Here is an 18,494-nt window from a genome sequence, read left to right as displayed (position 1 = left end):
TGTTCCAAAAAAACATAAGATCCAAAAACTGTCATTGCGCGGGTAATGAAATGGAGCAAAGCAATCTCAAAACCTTAGTATTTAATTTATGAAATTAGCCGACATTCTCAAAGATTCAAATTACAAACTCTCTCAATTTACTGCTGAAGAAATTGCACAGCTAGAAAAGTCAATTATTCTCAAATCTAGCAAAAGTGGCGAAACACCCTACACAGTTTGTTTAGTCCGTAAAAAAGAAATTAAACTCACACCAGAGGAAGCAATCCGACAACTATATTTGCGGGTATTAACAGAACGGTTTTACTATCCCCTTAATCGGATTCAAGTAGAGTATGGGGTGAATTTTGGACGTGAAGTGAAACGGGCTGATATTGTCGTCATGGACAAAGATCGTTTAAATACAGTCTATATGCTGGTGGAGGTGAAAAAGCCGAAACTCAAAGACGGTAAAGAACAATTACGATCTTATTGTCACGCTACAGGTGCGCCTATTGCTATTTGGACAAATGGCGATCAAATTTCTTATTACCAGCGTAAAGATCCTAACTATTTTGAAGAAATTCCCGGTTTACCTAATGCTAGTCAAACTCTAGCTGATATTCTGCAAATTAAGTTTACTTTAGAAGATTTAGTTGTTAATGATAAATTAGTAAAACAGAATAAATCTCTCAAAGCCTTAATCGAAGAAATGGAAGATGAAGTATTAGCAAATGCTGGGGTAGATGTCTTTGAGGAACTATTTAAACTAATTTTTACTAAACTGTATGATGAGTGGTATTCTGGTCAAGGAAATCGCCGCACAACTCGTTTAATGGAGTTTCGTAACACAGGACAAACAGAAGCCGCACTCAAAACTAAAATTCAAGATTTGTTTGATAAAGCTAAGAAAAAATGGGAAGGAGTATTTAGTGAAGATGCGAAAATTAGCCTCTCTCCTTCTCATTTGTCCGTTTGTGTGTCTTCTTTAGAAAATGTGAAGTTATTTAACTCTAATTTAGATGTTGTTGATGAGGCTTTTGAATATTTAATTAATAAAAGTAGTAAGGGAGAAAAAGGACAATTTTTCACACCTCGTTATGTAATTGATATGTGTGTCAAGATGCTTAATCCTCAAGAGGATGAATACATGATTGATACGGCCGCTGGTTCGTCCGGGTTTCCAGTGCATACAATTTTTCATGTGTGGCGGCAAATTTTGGAGGATGAAGGTTTATCAGCAAGTCATTTGTTTTCACTGGAAGAGAAGCCACCACGATGTAGAGAATATGTGCAAGAACAAGTATTTGCAATTGACTTTGATGAAAAAGCGGTAAGGGTAGCGCGGACTTTAAATTTGATTGCTGGAGATGGTGAAACAAATGTTTTGCATTTGAATACTCTGGATTATGAAATGTGGGATGAGGTAACAGGACAGGAAGAATGGGATGATATTTATAATAGTGGATTCAAACGTTTAAAAAGGCAACGACCAAAAGGTAGTAAGGACTATCGAGAATTTCAGTTTGATGTGTTGATGGCCAATCCACCTTTTGCTGGAGATATTAAAGAAACTCGCATTATTAATCATTATGATTTAGCAAAAAAGGCTAATGGTAAATGGGAAACTAAGGTAGGAAGAGATATTTTATTTATTGAACGCAATCTGGATTTTTTGAAGCCTGGGGGAAGAATGGCCATTGTTTTACCTCAAGGACGTTTTAATAATTCTTCTGATAAAAATATCCGTGATTTTATTGCGGAACGTTGCCGAATTTTGGCGGTAGTTGGGTTACATGGAAATACTTTTAAACCCCATACAGGTACTAAAACTTCGGTGTTGTTGGTGCAAAAATGGAATGATGATCCAAAAGTAGGCGCGTTATGTCCTCGCCAGGATGATTACAATATCTTTTTTGCGACAATGCAAAAATCAGGTAAGGATAATTCTGGTGAAAAAATGTATGTTAAAAAGTCTGATGGTTCGGGTGAATTTTTGTTAGATGATCACGGTCATTTGATTATTGATCATGATTTATTTAATCATGAAGGAAAGACACAAGATGGTATTGCTGAGGCGTTTATTGAGTTTGCAAAAAAGGAGAATTTCAGTTTTTTTAAGTTAAGCCCATCTGTTACGCCATTTGATGCTGTGAGGTATCAGAAATTGATGGATGGGCTAGAAGCAGTTGAATTATTATTTAGTAAAGCTAAATTTAACAATGCAAGTTTTAGATTTGATGCAGAGTTTTTTCAAAAAGGATATTTAAGTATTGCTAAAGCACTAAATAGATCCGAAACTCAGCCTTTATCCCAATTAGTCAATAAAATTGATGTTGGTTATGTTGGATCAATGGTTTCGGAGTATGATGACTCTGGTATCTTATTACTACAAACACGGAATATAAATGAATTTTTCGTAAATACTGAAGAGTGTCAAAGAATTACTAGAAAATTTCATCAGAAGCTTAATAAATCTCAGATAAAAAAAGATGATGTTTTGATTGCTAGAAGTGGTTCTTTTGGTAAAGCTAGTATTTATCTAGGTTCGGAAATTATTAATTCTGCTGACATTATTATTGTAGAGAGTAACAAAAATAAATTAAATCCTTTTTATCTTGTAGGATTTTTAAATTCAAAATTTGGTACAAGTCAATTGTTTAGATTTGCAAGTGGTGCAGTACAAGGCCATGTTAACTTAACTATTCTTGAAAATCTTATTATTCCTAATCTAAAATCTAATTTTCAAAATTTAATTGAATCGTTAATTAAATGTTCATACAAGATTCTTAAAAATTCAAAAGAGTTATATCAACAAGCTGAAGATTTACTGTTATCAGAACTCAATTTAAAAGACTGGCAACCCACCACAGAAACCATTGCTATCAAGAGTTTTAAAGAGTCTTTTTTGTTTTCTGGTCGCCTTGACGCTGAGTATTACCAACCAAAATATGATGAAGTAATTCAAAAAATACAGTCTTATTCTCAATATACCAAAAGTATTAAAGACATTCAAAACTTTAATACAAGAGGATTACAGCCTATATATTCAGAGAATGGGACTTTGAATGTAATCAATAGTAGGCATATTTTAGAACAACATTTAGATTATGATAACTTTGAAAAAACTAATGTTGAAAACTGGAATATTCAAGAGAAAGCTAGAGTTTATAAAAATGATATATTAATATATACAACAGGAGCGAATATTGGCAGAACTAATGTATATTTGAGTGATGAACAAGCCATAGCAAGTAATCATGTAAATATTTTAAGACTAAAAGAGGAAAACCAAATATATGTAGGCTTTGTTATAAATTCAATAATTGGAAGACTTCAGACTGAAAAACTAAGTGCAGGAAGCGCACAAGCAGAACTCTATCCAAAAGACATTGACAACTTTGTTATTCCTTTTATTTCAGAAGATAAGCAAGAGCAAATTATAGATAAATACGTTATGTCTCTTGAACAAAAACTAAAATCCAAACAACTCCTAGAAATTGCTAAAATAGGAGTAGAAAAAGCCATCGAAACCAATGAAGCAACAGCTACAGATTGGATAAATCAACAATTGGCAATATTAGGAATTGACCTCAAAAATGGAGGAGAAATTAAAAATTAATGCTAATGTCATTTATAATAGAATAATAGCCTAGTAGTAGAGGTGAAACTATGACCATTGAACAAGCTGTTTTAGAAAACCTGCGAGAGTTACCAACCGATAAACAACAGGAAGTTTTAGATTTTATTCAATTTCTTAAACATAAACTGTCACAAATAAAAGAACAAGTACAGGAAAAACCATTACAGAATAAAGGAGATAGCTTTTGGGAAGGGGTTTTAAGGTTTCGAGAAACAATTGAAAGAGAAGGAATTGAATTTACAGATGAAGATTTTGCTAATTTAAGAGATCGTAGTCCAGGACGCGAGATTGATTTATGACAGTTCGCTTTTTACTAGACTCTAATATTATCTCAGAACCGAGTCGGCCAATTCCCAATACTCAGGTTTTAGATCAATTAAATCGCTATCGTTCAGAAGTAGCAGTAGCAAGTCTTGTTGTTCATGAAATCCTTTATGGCTGTTGGCGTTTACCAGCATCTAAACGCAAGTATTCTTTATGGAAATACATTAAAGATTCTGTGTTAGATTTGCCCGTGTTTGATTATGATCTCAAAGCTGCAAAATGGCACGCACAGGAAAGAGCTAGATTATCAAAAATTGGTAAAACACCTGCTTTTATTGATGGACAAATTGCGAGTATTGCGTTCTGCAATGACTTGATTTTAGTAACAAACAATATGGCAGATTTTCAGGATTTTGAGGATCTGATAATTGAGAATTGGTTTATTACAGTTGATTAAATTGAGGTAAATTACAGCAGTTATCCGTTTATGAAGTACAGATATTAATAATAAAACTCTTGTGGTGCGGGCATACTTCGACCAATCTCAGTACAAGTCTTGCCCGCACAAGGTGTACCTCACTCAAAGCTCTTGCTGTATGATAGAAAGGGACAATACTTGCCATTGAAATTAGACAGCGATTCCGACTTCTGGAAGAAGCCGGGGATCTAAGTACAAAAAAAACTAACCAGTAATCGTTCCCGTTATAGGAGAACTCGCACTAGCATACTCTTTAATAGGCATTCTACCGGACAAATAAGCTATGCGACCCGCCACAGTTGCTAAATTCATCGCATAAGCCATGGCTGGAGCATTTTCAGCCAAAGCGATCGCACTATTAATTAATAACGCATCTGCCCCCAATTCCATCGCCTCAGCGGCTTGTGAAGGCGCACCAATACCCGCATCTACCACCACTGGTATTTTAGCATTTTCAATAATAATCCGAATATTGGCGGTAGTTTTCAGCCCTTGTCCAGAACCAATGGGTGCGGCTAAAGGCATCACAGTGGCACAACCAACCTCTTCTAACCGCTTTGCTAACATAGGGTCAGCATTAATATAAGGTAATACAGCGAAACCTTCTTTTACCAATTTTTCTGCCGCTTGTAAAGTACCTATAGGATCTGGAAGTAAATATTTAGGATCAGGTATAACTTCTAACTTGACAAAATTATTATCCTCTTGTCCCAATAATTTCGCCATTTCTCGTCCCAAGCGTGCCACCCGAATGGCCTCCTCCGCAGTTTGACAGCCAGCAGTATTAGGTAACATCCAAATTTTACTCCAATCTAGCGCCTCTCCTAAACCTTCATGTCCTGGTGCATTAGTTTGTACCCGTCGCACGGCCACCGTCACAATTTGACAACCACTGTTCTCGACACTTTGCTGCATTTCCCGGATACTGCGATATTTACCAGTTCCCGTCATTAACCGAGAACTAAAGCTTTTACCGGCAATAATTAATGGTGAATCTTGAATATTTAGATCTGATAGTCTGGGCGGCGTAGCAATGTCACAAAATGATTTATTTTGGAGCTTGTTTACACTATTAATATTAGTATTAGCGACAGTAGAATTAACGAGCATTGATGTAGTAGTAGATGACACAGCAGAAAAACGGGAATAGTGGAAATTAGGTAAAAGAGGATCTGTTTTTTGTTCGCAAATCAAATCAGCAATTAATATCGCTGTCACAGGTGCGAGTAAAATTCCATTGCGGTAATGACCAGTAGCCAAAGTTAAATTAGGACAATGACTAGCACCCAAAATAGGTAATTCATCGGAGGTAGCTGGACGAAATCCCCACCAAAGTTCTTGAAGAGGATAATTTTCTAATTGGGGATACAAGCGAATAGCTGATTGTAGTAAACTTTGAATCCCGACCGGGGTATTATCAGCAGTAAATCCCACATCTTCATTAGTTGCACCAATAATGATAGAACGATTGCGTCGGGGGACAATATAAATACCTTCTCCAAATAATACCCTAGTTAGGGGTAATTCATTGAGACAATCCGGGACTCGTAAACTCAACATTTGTCCTTTGCGGGGGCGCACTGATAAAGGTAATAATTGATTTACCCAAGCACCAGCGGTTAAAAGATAATGGTCAGCCCGAAATAAACCTATATTAGTTTGGACACCAATCACTTTTCCCTGTTGTTGAGAAATAGCTTCTACGGTAACTCCGTCTTGAAATATAATACCCTTATACTCCGCCGCAGTCCGTAGAACCTTAATTAAAGCCCGGTTATCAACTTGCCCATCTTCAGGATACCACCAACCACCGACCACATCCTGACCCAAACCTGGTTGATATTGGTTAATAGTATCTTTATTCAACCAGTGGGCGTTTCTATATCCCGTATTTTGTGGTTGTTGATAAACCGGTGCGAGGATACCGCAAGGCCAATAACCTGTATTGTTTACATCCTTTTGTCCAGTTAATTCTGCTAATTTTTCTGTCCAATTTAAGTATAAATCGCGCGATCGCCGACACAAAGACAACATCGGCTCATTAGTAATATTTTCCGCTTCAGGGGCTAACATTCCGGCGGCGGCGTGGCTGGCAGCAGCAGTAAAATCACGCGAAATTACAGTTACATTAGCACCCCGTAATTTCATTTCAAGACCGCAAGCCAACCCGATAATACCACCACCAATAATTAAAACATCATTAGTCATTAGTCATTAGTCATTAGTCTAGTAAATAACTAATAACTCATAAAGGCTAACAAAGGGAGTAGAATTTAGGTCATTGGTCATTAGTTATTTGATTTTGACCGTTGACCATTGACCATTGATTTTTAACTTAATTTATCTCTAGTTACCACAAAGCTCGAATTGGTTGTTTGTCCTGATTAACATTACTACTAGAATTTGATAGCCCGCGTGGTGTAGCCATGTCACTATCTGTACTTGCCGTTTCCTTGGTAGAATCAGAACCTTGGTCACTAGTGCTTGTTTCTTGTGTAGTGTTAGAAGAATTACCTGAATTTTCAGTAGAAACATTACCTTGAGCTACATTAGTGCGGCGGCTTTCACTGTTAGAATCATTGCTTTTAATCGTTTCCGACTCATTGCTAGGATTATTTTCCGCATCATTACCTCCACCTGCACTATTAACATTAATATTAGCTGGGAGGACACTGGATGCTCTGCGTCCTTGTGGAACATTAGCACTTTGTTGTCCGCCCATAGGAAAGTTAATTCCCAGCAGCGTACCTAGCAAAATTGCTACGCCGCCAGCCATCAAAATTAAGGGTGTCCATCTACCCATCTTGTTTGTCTCCTTTTTAACCTTTTGGTGTCCAAACTATTGAAGAACCTTGACCCCAAAAACCGTGAAATTTAGTCACTTTAACAGTAGCTAAAACCTGAGTTTGATCAATCAAACCCAAATTACTTGTAGGAGAATGGGGAAGAAGGGAACGCAGAAGAATGCTCAGACCAATTTACTGCGGACACTTCGCCTTCTACCTTAACCGCACAAGTACCATAAGTGCCAATTCCTTTCCTCATATTTAACAGGATTTTGGGGATCATTTCCTTTGCTTGTCTTCAGGATGAAAACAGCTTAGAATTGAATTATTAACAACCGTCGGTACAGCGGACGAGCCGAGTCATGGTTTTTGCTAAAGGTTTTCCAGGGGAAGAATAAGTACTGAATGGTTTTAGGGTTTCCTGCATGGGTAACATGAGTTAAATCCCCAAGGGGATAGTGGCGAAGCTTTGAGACTGGAAGTAGGAAGAAAATATGAAGCTTCGCTACACTTCCTCAGAGCAATTGTTAGCATTTTTGTATGGCCTGATGAAACTACCAAAATAGCTTTTTGTTGTTTATTGGCGTGCAGCCAAGTTATCTCTCAGGTGTCAGTGTTGAATCAAAGGTTCAACAATTTTTATGACCAAAACTCCCTCAAATCAACTTTGGCTCTATGACACTACTCTCCGGGACGGGACCCAACGGGAAGGACTTTCAGTGTCCATAGAAGATAAGTTACGCATTGCTCACCGACTCGATCAATTAGGGATTCCTTTTATTGAAGGTGGTTGGCCAGGCGCAAATCCTAAAGATGTCGAGTTTTTCTGGCAACTTCAGGAAAATCCCCTCAAACAAGCGGAAGTTGTTCCCTTTTGCTCTACCCGTCGTCCTCATACCAAACCCCCAGATGAACCCATGCTGCAAGCGATTTTGGCGGCAGGTACTCGCTGGGTGACTATTTTCGGTAAATCCTGGGATTTGCACGTTACAGCCGGACTCAAGACCAGTCTAGAAGAAAATTTAGCCATGATTGGTGACACAATTGAGTATCTGTGTTCTCAAGGACGACGGGTAATTTACGATGCTGAACATTGGTTTGATGGTTATAAGCAAAATCCTGATTATGCTTTACAAACCTTGACAACGGCCATGACCGCCGGTGCGGAATGGTTGGTTTTATGCGATACCAATGGTGGGACTTTACCTCATGAAGTTACACAAATTGTTCAGGATGTTAATTGTCATTTATCAATGGCCAATGGTCAATGGTCAACAACTCCGCAAATAGGAATACATACTCATAATGATTCAGAAATGGCGGTAGCTAATGCTCTAGCAGCAGTTATGGCGGGTGCAACAATGGTACAAGGGACAATCAACGGTTATGGAGAACGCTGCGGTAATGCTAATCTGTGTTCTCTGATTCCTAATTTACAGCTAAAGCTGGGTTATAGTTGTATCGCCCAACACCAGCTACATCAACTGACAGCGGCCAGTCGTTTTGTCAGTGAAGTTGTCAATCTCGCTCCTGATGAACACGCACCTTTTGTAGGGCGTTCCGCTTTTGCCCATAAAGGCGGTATTCATGTATCAGCGGTAGAACGCAACCCTTTAACCTATGAACATATTCAACCAGAACAAGTCGGAAATACGCGCCGCATTGTCATTTCCGAACAGTCTGGACTCAGTAATGTTTTGGCTAAAGCCCGGACTTTTGGTATTGAGTTAGACAAGGATCATCCCCAAGCTAGACAAATTCTCCAGAGAATGAAAGAATTGGAAAATGTCGGCTATCAATTTGAGGCGGCAGAGGCGAGTTTTGCCCTGTTGATGTATGATGCTTTAGGTCTGCGTCAACAGTTTTTTGAAATCAATGGTTTTCAAGTCCATTGTGATTTAATTCAGGGGAAAGAAACAACCCATTCTTTAGCAACTATTAAAGTAACTGTCAATGGTGAAAATATTCTGGAAGCTGCGGAAGGTACTGGACCTGTAGCGGCTTTGGATGCCGCTTTGCGTAAGGCTTTGGTTAACTTTTATCCGCAAATTGCTACCTTTGAGTTAACAGATTATAAAGTTAGAATTTTGAATGGAAATACCGGAACTGCGGCGAAAACTCGTGTCTTAGTTGAATCTCGGAATATTCAACAACGCTGGACAACTGTTGCCGTTTCTAAGAATATCTTAGCTGCTTCCTATCAAGCAGTGGTTGAAGGTTTGGAATATGGTTTATTATTACATTTCCAAGCAGAAAACTATGCTTGAAAGTTGAGCCATAAATGGGTAAATATAGCAGTATAGCAGTGGGTTGTGAACGGATTTTTTTGAACTAACCTACACTGGACAGAGGACGCAGAAGTAGAGAAAAGGATCGCTATATGTCCCGGACTTCTTGAAAAAGTCCGGGATATGTATAATTATGTATGTAGAATTAATGTAATAGCCGCTTTCACTCGGTGACGGGGAGAGGGGAAGAGGGGGAGAGGGGGAGACAAGAAGAGGAATTATGCTCTATCTATTCCCTTTAGGACTCTTTAGAACTATATTAATTAGGTAGCTAGTAATCTGTTACAGAATCGGTCTGTAATTTAAGGCTACATACATAAAATAGCTGTTTTTAATTATATAACCTATGCCAGCAAATTCCTGGCCTGAAAACAATACTGATCACGGAAACTCTGATCCCCTTGACCTGATCTTACCTGACCTCTCAGAAAATAAAGAATCAGAATACCTACAACCAAAACGATTTAAAGCCCGTAGAGGCAAAGCTGCTTTAGTTTTAACTATAGTCTGGAGTGGGACTATTACCCTACATCTAGTTTCTTGGGGTTCGATATTTATCCTGGGACTGACAACAATACTGGGAATTCATGCCTTGGGGATTATTTTTACCAAACCCCGCGACCATTCCCCAAAGATAGAGGCAGATTTGCCTTTTGTGTCTGTGTTAGTGGCTGCTAAAAATGAAGAAGCAGTAATTGGCAGATTAGTTAGGAATCTGTGTAATTTGGAATACGGCAATGGTCAATATGAAGTCTGGATTATTGATGATAATAGTACAGATAATACACCCCAATTATTAGCAGAACTCAAGCAGGAATATCAACAACTGAATGTATTTAGGCGTTCCCCCCAAGCTAGTGGCGGAAAATCGGGAGCATTGAATCAAGTATTGCAACTGATAAAGGGAGACATTATTGCTGTATTTGATGCTGATGCCCAAGTGGCACCAGATATGCTATCACAAGTAGTTCCTTTGTTTCAAAAAGAACAGGTAGGGGCTGTACAAATGCGAAAAGCGATCGCCAATGCTCCAGAAAATTTTTGGACTAAGGGACAAATGGCGGAAATGTTCTTGGATATCTGGTTTCAACAACAGCGGACTGCTATTGGTGGTATTGGTGAACTCCGAGGTAATGGTCAATTTGTCCGTCGTCAAGCCCTAGTAAGTTGCGGTGGTTGGAATGAGGAAACTATCACCGATGATCTTGATTTAACTATCCGCTTACATTTAGATAAGTGGGATATTGAATGTGTTTTTCATCCCCCAGTGGAGGAAGAAGGTGTTACCAATGCTACAGCCCTTTGGCATCAACGTAACCGCTGGGCGGAAGGTGGTTATCAACGTTATTTAGACTACTGGGATCTGATCCTCAAAAACCGCATGGGGACAAAGAAAACCTGGGATTTGTTGATCTTTATGGTGACAATGTATATCTTGCCAACGGCGGCAATACCAGATATATTAATGGCGATCGCTCGTCATCGTCCACCTATGTTAAGTTCTGTAACTGGGTTATCTCTAGGGATGTCAGTTATAGGTATGTTTGCGGGTTTAAAGCACATCCATAAGGCTACCCCAAGGCTATCAGAACAGCTTAAACCATCTACCCATTTAGTGTTACTTTTACAAACCCTTCGCGGCAGTTTATATATGTTGCATTGGTTAGTAGTCATGAGTAGCACCACAGCGCGAATGTCGTTCCGACCAAAACGTTTAAAATGGGTAAAAACTGTCCATAAAGGTGTGGAAAAATCAATTTTGTAATTAGGTAATATAGCAATTCCCATTCAAGTTAGGTACAAGAATCAGAATTAAACGCAGATAAACGCGGATAAACGCAGATAATTTTGTACTTCATTAGACTAGGATTCGCTATCAGGTTAATACTCCCCGGTCTCAGGACACGGGGATTCTTGGTTAAAATAGTTAAACAAGCTGATTATCTTCAAGCGGGAACTACAAAATTTTCACTCCCAGCTAAATCAAAAGCCGCGTGAATAACTTGTAAAGCTTTCACACCTTCATCAATACCTACAACACAACTAATTTTAATTTCTGAGGTAGCAATCATTTGAATGTTGATTTGATTTTGCGCTAAAGCTGTAAACATTTTCGCTGCAATTCCTGGTTGTCCTACCATACCAGAACCAACAATACTAACCTTAGCGATCGCACTATCTAATATTACCTCACCCCAATCAAATTCCGCTGCGACTTGTGTAAGTTTTTCTTGAGCGATTTCTGCATCTATTTTAGCCACAGTAAACGCGATATCCCGACGGGGAACACCGTCTACCACCCGACAACGTTGGGATTGAATAATCATATCCACACTGATGTTATATTCTGCCAAAAATCCGAACAATTTAGCGGCCATACCTGGACGGTCTGGTAATTGACGAATAGCAATCCGGGCTTGATTCCTATCTAAAGCGACACCACGCACAGCGGGGGCTTTAGAGCTAGGATAGGCCAGGGAAGTAGAGGAAGAATTGATTTCAAATGTATCACACAGAGCAACTATAGCGCGATCGCAATCTACAGCATCAACTACACAACTCACCTTGACCTCACTGGTAGAAATCATCTGAATATTCACACCAGCGGCCGCCAAAGTTTTAAACATTTGCGCTGCTACCCCTGGTCTACCAATCATCCCCGCGCCGACAATACTAATTTTTGCAGTATCTTTTTCTACTAAAACCTCCGCCTCATCGGAACTAGGATTGTTTCTCAATGCCGGAGCTATAGCTGATGATACCGCCTCCGCTCGTTTTAATATTGATGTATTTACTGTAAAAGCAATGTCGTTACTATTACCTTCATGAATAGATTGAATAATCAAATCCACATCCACATTTTGCTGGGAAATTTCGCCAAATAACCGGGCTGCTACCCCAGGTTGGTCAGGAACGCGCAATAAAGCCACCTTAGCCTGTTGCATATCAAATTCTATAGCGTCTACAGGGCGAGCTAATTCTAAGTTAATTAACGCCCGATTTCGTCTTAGGGGCGTTGTCACCCAAGTTCCCGGTTGATCTGTCCAACTTGAACGTACCACCAAGGGAACGCCATAATTACGGGCAATTTCCACAGCCCTGGGATGTAATACTTTCGCCCCTAAACTTGCCAATTCCAGCATTTCATCACTGCTGATTTCTGTCAATAATTGGGCTTGGGGGACAATGCGGGGATCTGTAGTTAAAATCCCTGGTACATCTGTATAAATTTCACAAAAATCTGCGCCAATGGCTGCGGCTAAAGCGACTGCGGAAGTATCAGAACCACCACGCCCCAAAGTAGTAATTTCTAATTCTTCTGTGTTGCTAATCCCTTGAAATCCAGCAACCACAACAACTTTACCGTCATTAATCTGCCGCATTAAGCGTTCTGTTTCGATATGTAAAATGCGAGCGCGGGAATGTTCAGCTTCAGTAACAATGCCTACCTGAGCGCCAGTCATAGAAATCGCTGGTTGTCCAATTTCCTGTAATGCCATACTCAATAAGGCAATAGTAACTTGCTCTCCTGTAGAAAGTAGCATATCCATTTCCCGACGGTTAGGGGTTTTAGAGATATCATTAGCTAGTTTAACTAATCCATCGGTAGTTTTCCCCATGGCTGAAACCACTACTACTACAGAATTTCCAGCTTTGACAGTTTTTTCAACTCTACTCGCAACCGCTTGAATACGTTCGACTGAACCAACAGATGTACCACCGTATTTTTGAACTATTAGTGCCATAATCAGTATTTGATGTATTTATTTTAGTTTTATTGGTGAATAAGGCAGAGAAACATTAAAAAAAATATTTTAATTTAACGCTGGCGCTGGATTGAAAAAACTAGCTAAAATGGAAATTTCATGATCAAAGCGGTTTGATTGTTAGTGCTTATTACATGAATTAACCCGTTTAAACGTTGCACCATGGTTTTTATTAATGTCAATTCTAAACCAGTATTTTGTGCTTGCCAAGGGGAATGTTTCGGAATACGGTAAAATGGCTCAAAGACTTGTGATAGTTGAGATTCGGGAATCTCAACACCAGACATATTCACTTTTAATTCTATCCTGTCTGCATTTAAATGAGCCGTAACCGTAATTGATTTATTCTGGGGAGTGCATTGACAAGCTTGATTGAGTATTAAAGTAATAATTTTCTCTAAATCGTGGATATCTGTAGATAAAGCCGGAATTTCTGCTGATATATCAAGGTATAAATATTGTTGTTGACAATTCGTAACATCTCGGAAAGGTTGAATAATGGGAGGTAACCAATTCAGAAGATTAATAGTCATGAACGTGGGGGGTTGAGGATTGATTTTAAAATATGCAAGGGTGAGAATATCCTCAAGTAATTTATTTTCTCGTTCACATTCATTATAGAGAATTTGTAATAGGTGACTTACTATTTCTGTATTTAAATTATTTGCGGGTGTGATCAGACTTTCCAAGGTTTGAACCGCCAGATTAATATTAGTAATTGGTGTGCGTAATTCTTGAGAAATCTGTTTGATAAATTGGTATTTTTGACATTCTTGATTTTCTATTTCCTTGATATAGGATTTGGTTTTCGCGAGTAGTTGAGATTGACGAATTACGATGGCACATTTATTAGCTATTTGTTGTAAAAATGATATTTCTAATGGTGTAAATAGTGTTTCTGATGCTTTAATTATCCAAATATTGCCGAAAATTTCTTGATGATTAAAAATCGGACAAGCTAATTGACTGACAATCTCTAAAATAGAGTTATATGTGGGGACGATTTCCAGAGATTGCCAGATTTGTTTTTTTAATAAAGACTGATATATTTGGGTAAAATCGGCAATTTCTCGGGTTAATCCTTGATAAATAGGCAAAATGGAACTATATTCATAAGTAATGATAGTGGCAGTGAGACAAGGATTATAAAATTCAATTTGACAACAATTAAGTTGTAATAAATCAACTAATTTTTGAGTAATTATTGTGAATAACTTATCATCATCTAAACCATCCCGAATTGCTTCAGTTAGATACTGTAGTAATTCTTGAAATCTTTGAATTTGCTGTAACTGTTGAGTAGATTCCTGTTTTTCTAAATCTGGTGTATCTATATCCAGTTGCATAGATACTTCCGATAGCCTGGGTGGGGTAGCCATGGCATATATCGGTGGAGATGGTAATTGTGTCCATTCAGGAATGGATTCAACTCTATTTATATTCATGCAACAGTCTAGAAAGTAGATAATGGATAATGGATAATTGGGGAAGAAGCAAGGACCAAAACTGACTTGAATATAAGTGAGTATACCAAATATTGTGTATTGCTGATAACAACCATTGTGACAGTTTGTGAACAGGTACTTTACCCGTGGGTTGCAGATAAACTAAAAATTTTATTTTTAGCATTGCTGATAGCCTGGGTGACGAAGCCATATTAAAATATGGAATGGTAAAGGTAAATAAAACTTTTGCAAAATTGATGCTTTGCGTCTTGACGTGAGATATATCCATATATATTTATTTGATCATCAGCAAAGACAAATTGCGATCTTGTTTCCTGTTCTCTATTACCTGCTGTAAGAGTGCTATATGACTAACAATTCAGATTTTCGCGTTGAAAGAGACTCAATGGGCGATCGCCAAATTGCCAATAACGTTTATTATGGTATTCAAACCCAAAGAGCGATCGAAAATTTCCCCATTAGCGGTATTAAACCTTTACCAACTTATATAGATGCTTGCGTATATATTAAAAAAGCTACAGCTATTGTCAACTCAGAATTAAATTGTATCCCGGCAAATATCAGCAAAGCGATCATACAAGCCAGTGATGAAATTTTAGCAGGGAAATTACGAGATCAGTTTGTGGTTGATGTTTATCAAGCTGGTGCGGGAACTTCACACCACATGAATATTAATGAAGTGATCGCAAATCGGTCTTTAGAAATTCTGGGTGATCAAAAGGGTAATTATAAACTAGTTAGCCCCAACGATCATGTCAACTATGGACAGTCCACTAATGATGTTATTCCTACTGCGATTCGTATTGGTGGCTTATTGGCGCTTTCTCGCAGATTACAGCCAGCTTTAGAACAGGCAATTTTGGCATTAGAAGCAAAAGCGGCAGAATTTGAAAATATCATCAAATCTGGGAGAACCCACCTGCAAGACGCTGTACCAGTGCGGTTAGGTGATAATTTCCGGGCTTGGGCTTATATCCTCTCAGAACACCAAAACCGGCTTTATATTGCTTCTTCTGACTTAATGGTATTGGGTTTAGGAGGAAGTGCTGCGGGAACGGGAATGAATACCCACCCGGAATATCGTCAAAAAGTTGTAGATGTCTTGAGTCAATTATTGGAATTTCCCCTAGAACCAGCACCACATTTAATGGCTGCAATGCAAAGTATGGGGGCTTTTGTCAATGTTTCCGGGGCTTTACGGAATTTAGCCCAGGATTTAGTGAAAATATCTCACGATTTGCGGTTAATGGATTCAGGACCCAAAACCGGATTTAAAGAAATCCAACTTCCTCCAGTACAACCCGGTTCTTCAATTATGCCGGGAAAATATAATCCAGTTATGGCAGAAATGACATCAATGGTATGTTTTCAGGTCATGGGATATGATAATGCGATCGCTTTTGCCGCCCAAGCGGGACAATTAGAATTAAATGTGATGATGCCTCTGATTGCCTATAATTTAATTCACAGTATTGAGATATTAGGTAATACGATTTCTGCTTTAACTACCAACTGTATTCAAGGAATTACTGCTAACAAAGAAAGATGTTTAGTTTATGCTGAAGGTAGTTTAGCATTAGTCACGTCCTTAAATCCCCATATTGGTTATTTGAATGCTGCGGCTGTAGCCAAAGAATCTTTAGAAACTGGTAAATCTCTACGACAAATAGTTTTAGAAAAAGGGTTAATGACCGAGGAACAATTAGCCACTGTATTAGATTTAGAAAAAATGAGTGCCATCGTTCCATTATAATCATAGCGGGCATCTTGCCCAGTTTAATTATACTTAAATGAATGAAGTACAGCTTATTGCTAAACCCTGGTACTAATTTTATTTATTCCTTTTGATCTGCATTTATTTTCTATGCAAATAAATCGTCTAATTTTCAGGTTTATATATCATTTACAATCATCCTTTGTGGTGTCTTTTGACCAGTTATGAATTACGAATTATCGCGGATGAATGGGATTCAATCACCAATTATTCCCGTTATTGGAGAATTAATTACAAACTCTCCCGGAACAATTTCCCTGGGTCAAGGTGTGGTTCACTATCAGCCTCCAGAAACCGCGATGTCACTATTACCAAAGTTTCTTTCTGAACCGAAAAATCATCTTTATCAAGCTGTGGTTGGTATTCCTGAATTATTAACAGCGTTAGCAGCAAAATTATCAATATTTAATGGTATTGATATTAATGAAAAAAATGCTATTGTGGTGACTGCTGGTAGCAATATGGGGTTTATAAATGCTATTCTAGCAATTACTTCTCCTGGTGATGAAATTATTTTAAATACTCCTTACTATTTTAATCATGAAATGGCGATTAAAATGGCAGGTTGTCATCCAATATTAGTCCCAACTGATACAGATTATCGCCTAATTCCCCCAGCTATAGCCGCTGCAATTACAGAGAAAACCCGTGCTGTGGTGACGGTTTCTCCTAATAATCCAACGGGTGTAGTTTATTCAGAAACGGCTTTACTTCAAGTTAATCAAATTTGTCGAGAAAAAGGAATTTATCATATTAGTGATGAGGCTTATGAATATTTTACATACAATGGTGTAAAACATTTTTCTCCTGGGGCATTTTTAAACAGTAATCGCCATACAATTTCTCTTTTTAGTTTATCAAAAGCCTATGGTTTTGCTAGTTGGAGAATTGGTTATATGGTTATTCCCCAACATTTATTAACCGCTGTAAAAAAGGTTCAAGATACTATTTTAATTTGTCCACCGGTGGTTTCTCAATATGCAGCTTTAGGCGCGTTACAAGCTAAAGATAATTATTTAAAAGATAATATTAACGCCATTGCCCAAGTGAGAGAAATAGTAATTAATGAACTCCATAATTTAGCTGGTTTATGTACGATTACACCAGCCAATGGCGCATTTTACTTTTTCTTAAAAGTGCATACCAAAATGAATGATTTGGAATTGGTGAAAAAACTGATTCAAGAATATAAAATAGCGGTGATTCCCGGAACTACTTTTGGTATAGAACAGGGTTGTTATTTGCGGGTTGCTTATGGTGCATTACCAGCAGATACAGCAAAATCAGGTATAGAAAGATTAGTCAAAGGACTGCAAACTGTTGTATCATCATAACCGCAGCTAGAAAATTCATACTCCCTAATATTATTTTCTCCCATGAGTCAAATAGTTTGGATAGCAAGACACGCTAACCGTCTTGATTTCGTAAATCCAGATTGGTTTTTAACCGCCGAAAGACGGTATGATCCGCCCTTATCCGATGATGGTATGATACAAGCACAGCAATTAGCAAAACGACTGAAAGGGAAAAAAATCGCTCACATTTTCGCTTCTCCGTTTTTGCGAACCATACAAACTGCTCATGCGATCGCTGAAGTTTTGGATTTGGCGATTAAACTAGAAATAGGTTTGAGTGAATGGCTAAATCCAGCATGGATGACCGAAGAACCGGAAAAACTCTCAACTCCAACCTTAGTCAAATTATTTCCCAGAATTGACCCCAGTTATACATCACGCATAGCTGCACAATACCCTGAAACCCATGAAAAGGTGCGAGAACGTTCAGCCCAAACTGCCAGATGTCTATCTACAGAATTTTTTCCCCATGATATCCTATTAGTAGCCCATGGTGCTTCTGTATTGGGGGCAGCAATGGGGTTAGTGGGAGATGTGGCCAAAACTGAAGTTAAGGCTTCTCTCTGTTCCTTGGTAAAAGTTGTGCGTCAAGATTCCCAATGGTTGCTAGAACTAAAGGGGGATACTTCCCATTTAACTAAAACTGAGGAATTGGTGCGATTTGTGTGAATATTTTGATCATAAGGGGATTTTTCTC

Annotated in this window: 12 protein-coding genes and 1 pseudogene; 8 read left to right on the top strand and 5 right to left on the bottom strand. The window is 38.4% G+C overall.

The window, feature by feature from the left end; all coding sequences use genetic code 11:
- The first annotated feature begins 88 nt into the window (after window positions 1-88).
- Genes H6F39_RS02000 through H6F39_RS01990 form a run of 3 tightly spaced genes read left to right on the top strand, consistent with a single transcriptional unit; the run spans window position 89 to window position 4,340 of the window.
- Window positions 89-3,598 (top strand): N-6 DNA methylase, encoded by a 3,510-nt coding sequence (locus tag H6F39_RS02000; RefSeq protein ID WP_190396114.1) that lies wholly within the window; start codon window positions 89-91, stop codon window positions 3,596-3,598.
- Window positions 3,599-3,648: 50 nt separating this feature from the next.
- Window positions 3,649-3,918, top strand: coding sequence for a DUF2281 domain-containing protein (locus H6F39_RS01995; RefSeq protein WP_028084968.1), 270 nt, complete (start codon window positions 3,649-3,651; stop codon window positions 3,916-3,918).
- On the top strand, window positions 3,915-4,340 hold the full coding sequence (locus tag H6F39_RS01990; RefSeq protein WP_190396113.1) for a type II toxin-antitoxin system VapC family toxin: 426 nt from the start codon (window positions 3,915-3,917) through the stop codon (window positions 4,338-4,340). Before H6F39_RS01995 ends, H6F39_RS01990 begins: the two co-directional genes overlap by 4 nt.
- A 225-nt stretch (window positions 4,341-4,565) precedes the next feature.
- Here H6F39_RS01990 and thiO read toward each other — a convergent pair whose 3' ends face one another.
- The 3 genes and pseudogenes from thiO to H6F39_RS20550 all read right to left on the bottom strand — a co-directional run.
- Complete coding sequence (thiO, locus tag H6F39_RS01985) at window positions 4,566-6,569, bottom strand: glycine oxidase ThiO (RefSeq protein WP_190371118.1); 2,004 nt, start codon at window positions 6,567-6,569, stop codon at window positions 4,566-4,568.
- Between the two features lie 142 nt (window positions 6,570-6,711).
- Window positions 6,712-7,164, bottom strand: coding sequence for a hypothetical protein (locus H6F39_RS01980; protein ID WP_137906669.1), 453 nt, complete (start codon window positions 7,162-7,164; stop codon window positions 6,712-6,714).
- 16 nt (window positions 7,165-7,180) lie between these two features.
- Window positions 7,181-7,400 (bottom strand): annotated as a pseudogene (locus H6F39_RS20550) ((2Fe-2S)-binding protein); the annotation flags it as partial.
- 388 nt (window positions 7,401-7,788) lie between these two features.
- On the opposite strand from H6F39_RS20550, the gene cimA reads away from it, so the two are divergent.
- Together cimA and H6F39_RS01970 are read left to right on the top strand one after the other, a co-directional pair.
- Window positions 7,789-9,414 carry a citramalate synthase gene (cimA, locus tag H6F39_RS01975; RefSeq protein ID WP_137906670.1) on the top strand — a complete coding sequence of 542 codons (1,626 nt, stop codon included), beginning with the start codon at window positions 7,789-7,791 and terminating at the stop codon, window positions 9,412-9,414.
- Window positions 9,415-9,781: 367 nt separating this feature from the next.
- Window positions 9,782-11,200, top strand: a complete 1,419-nt coding sequence (locus tag H6F39_RS01970) for a glycosyltransferase family 2 protein (protein WP_190396112.1) — start codon at window positions 9,782-9,784, stop codon at window positions 11,198-11,200.
- Between the two features lie 181 nt (window positions 11,201-11,381).
- On the opposite strand, the gene H6F39_RS01965 is transcribed toward H6F39_RS01970, so the two are convergent.
- Together H6F39_RS01965 and H6F39_RS01960 are read right to left on the bottom strand one after the other, a co-directional pair.
- Window positions 11,382-13,181, bottom strand: coding sequence for an aspartate kinase (locus tag H6F39_RS01965; RefSeq protein WP_190371119.1), 1,800 nt, complete (start codon window positions 13,179-13,181; stop codon window positions 11,382-11,384).
- 104 nt (window positions 13,182-13,285) lie between these two features.
- Complete coding sequence (locus H6F39_RS01960; protein ID WP_137906673.1) at window positions 13,286-14,647, bottom strand: HAMP domain-containing sensor histidine kinase; 1,362 nt, start codon at window positions 14,645-14,647, stop codon at window positions 13,286-13,288.
- 367 nt (window positions 14,648-15,014) lie between these two features.
- Here H6F39_RS01960 and H6F39_RS01955 point away from each other — a divergent pair, with 367 nt between their 5' ends.
- The 3 genes from H6F39_RS01955 (at window position 15,015) to H6F39_RS01945 (ending at window position 18,466) form a co-directional block, all read left to right on the top strand.
- Window positions 15,015-16,421, top strand: a complete 1,407-nt coding sequence (locus tag H6F39_RS01955) for an aspartate ammonia-lyase (RefSeq protein WP_190396111.1) — start codon at window positions 15,015-15,017, stop codon at window positions 16,419-16,421.
- 185 nt (window positions 16,422-16,606) lie between these two features.
- A complete protein-coding gene (locus H6F39_RS01950) occupies window positions 16,607-17,776 on the top strand; it encodes a pyridoxal phosphate-dependent aminotransferase (RefSeq protein ID WP_137906675.1) in 1,170 nt (389 codons plus the stop codon).
- A 42-nt stretch (window positions 17,777-17,818) separates the two neighbouring features.
- On the top strand, window positions 17,819-18,466 hold the full coding sequence (locus H6F39_RS01945; RefSeq protein WP_028088884.1) for a histidine phosphatase family protein: 648 nt from the start codon (window positions 17,819-17,821) through the stop codon (window positions 18,464-18,466).
- The last annotated feature ends 28 nt before the right edge of the window (window positions 18,467-18,494 follow it).

Origin of the sequence: Dolichospermum sp. FACHB-1250 (assembly GCF_014696335.1) — a bacterium.
GTDB classification, from domain to species: Bacteria; Cyanobacteriota; Cyanobacteriia; order Cyanobacteriales; family Nostocaceae; genus Dolichospermum; species Dolichospermum planctonicum.
Note: the sequence above shows the minus strand (reverse complement) of the source record. Positions and strands in the feature narration are given on the sequence as shown.

What these genes read in the sequence shown, in the direction of transcription:
- H6F39_RS02000 (WP_190396114.1), top strand. Translation starts at nt 89, where the DNA reads ATGAAATTAGCCGACATTCTCAAAGATTCAAATTACAAACTCTCTCAA.
- H6F39_RS01970 (WP_190396112.1), top strand. Translation starts at nt 9,782, where the DNA reads ATGCCAGCAAATTCCTGGCCTGAAAACAATACTGATCACGGAAACTCT.
- H6F39_RS01980 (WP_137906669.1), bottom strand. Translation starts at nt 7,164, where the DNA reads ATGGGTAGATGGACACCCTTAATTTTGATGGCTGGCGGCGTAGCAATT.
- H6F39_RS01955 (WP_190396111.1), top strand. Translation starts at nt 15,015, where the DNA reads ATGACTAACAATTCAGATTTTCGCGTTGAAAGAGACTCAATGGGCGAT.
- cimA (WP_137906670.1), top strand. Translation starts at nt 7,789, where the DNA reads ATGACCAAAACTCCCTCAAATCAACTTTGGCTCTATGACACTACTCTC.
- H6F39_RS01965 (WP_190371119.1), bottom strand. Translation starts at nt 13,181, where the DNA reads ATGGCACTAATAGTTCAAAAATACGGTGGTACATCTGTTGGTTCAGTC.
- H6F39_RS01950 (WP_137906675.1), top strand. Translation starts at nt 16,607, where the DNA reads ATGAATTACGAATTATCGCGGATGAATGGGATTCAATCACCAATTATT.
- thiO (WP_190371118.1), bottom strand. Translation starts at nt 6,569, where the DNA reads ATGACTAATGATGTTTTAATTATTGGTGGTGGTATTATCGGGTTGGCT.
- H6F39_RS01945 (WP_028088884.1), top strand. Translation starts at nt 17,819, where the DNA reads ATGAGTCAAATAGTTTGGATAGCAAGACACGCTAACCGTCTTGATTTC.
- H6F39_RS01990 (WP_190396113.1), top strand. Translation starts at nt 3,915, where the DNA reads ATGACAGTTCGCTTTTTACTAGACTCTAATATTATCTCAGAACCGAGT.
- H6F39_RS01960 (WP_137906673.1), bottom strand. Translation starts at nt 14,647, where the DNA reads ATGAATATAAATAGAGTTGAATCCATTCCTGAATGGACACAATTACCA.
- H6F39_RS01995 (WP_028084968.1), top strand. Translation starts at nt 3,649, where the DNA reads ATGACCATTGAACAAGCTGTTTTAGAAAACCTGCGAGAGTTACCAACC.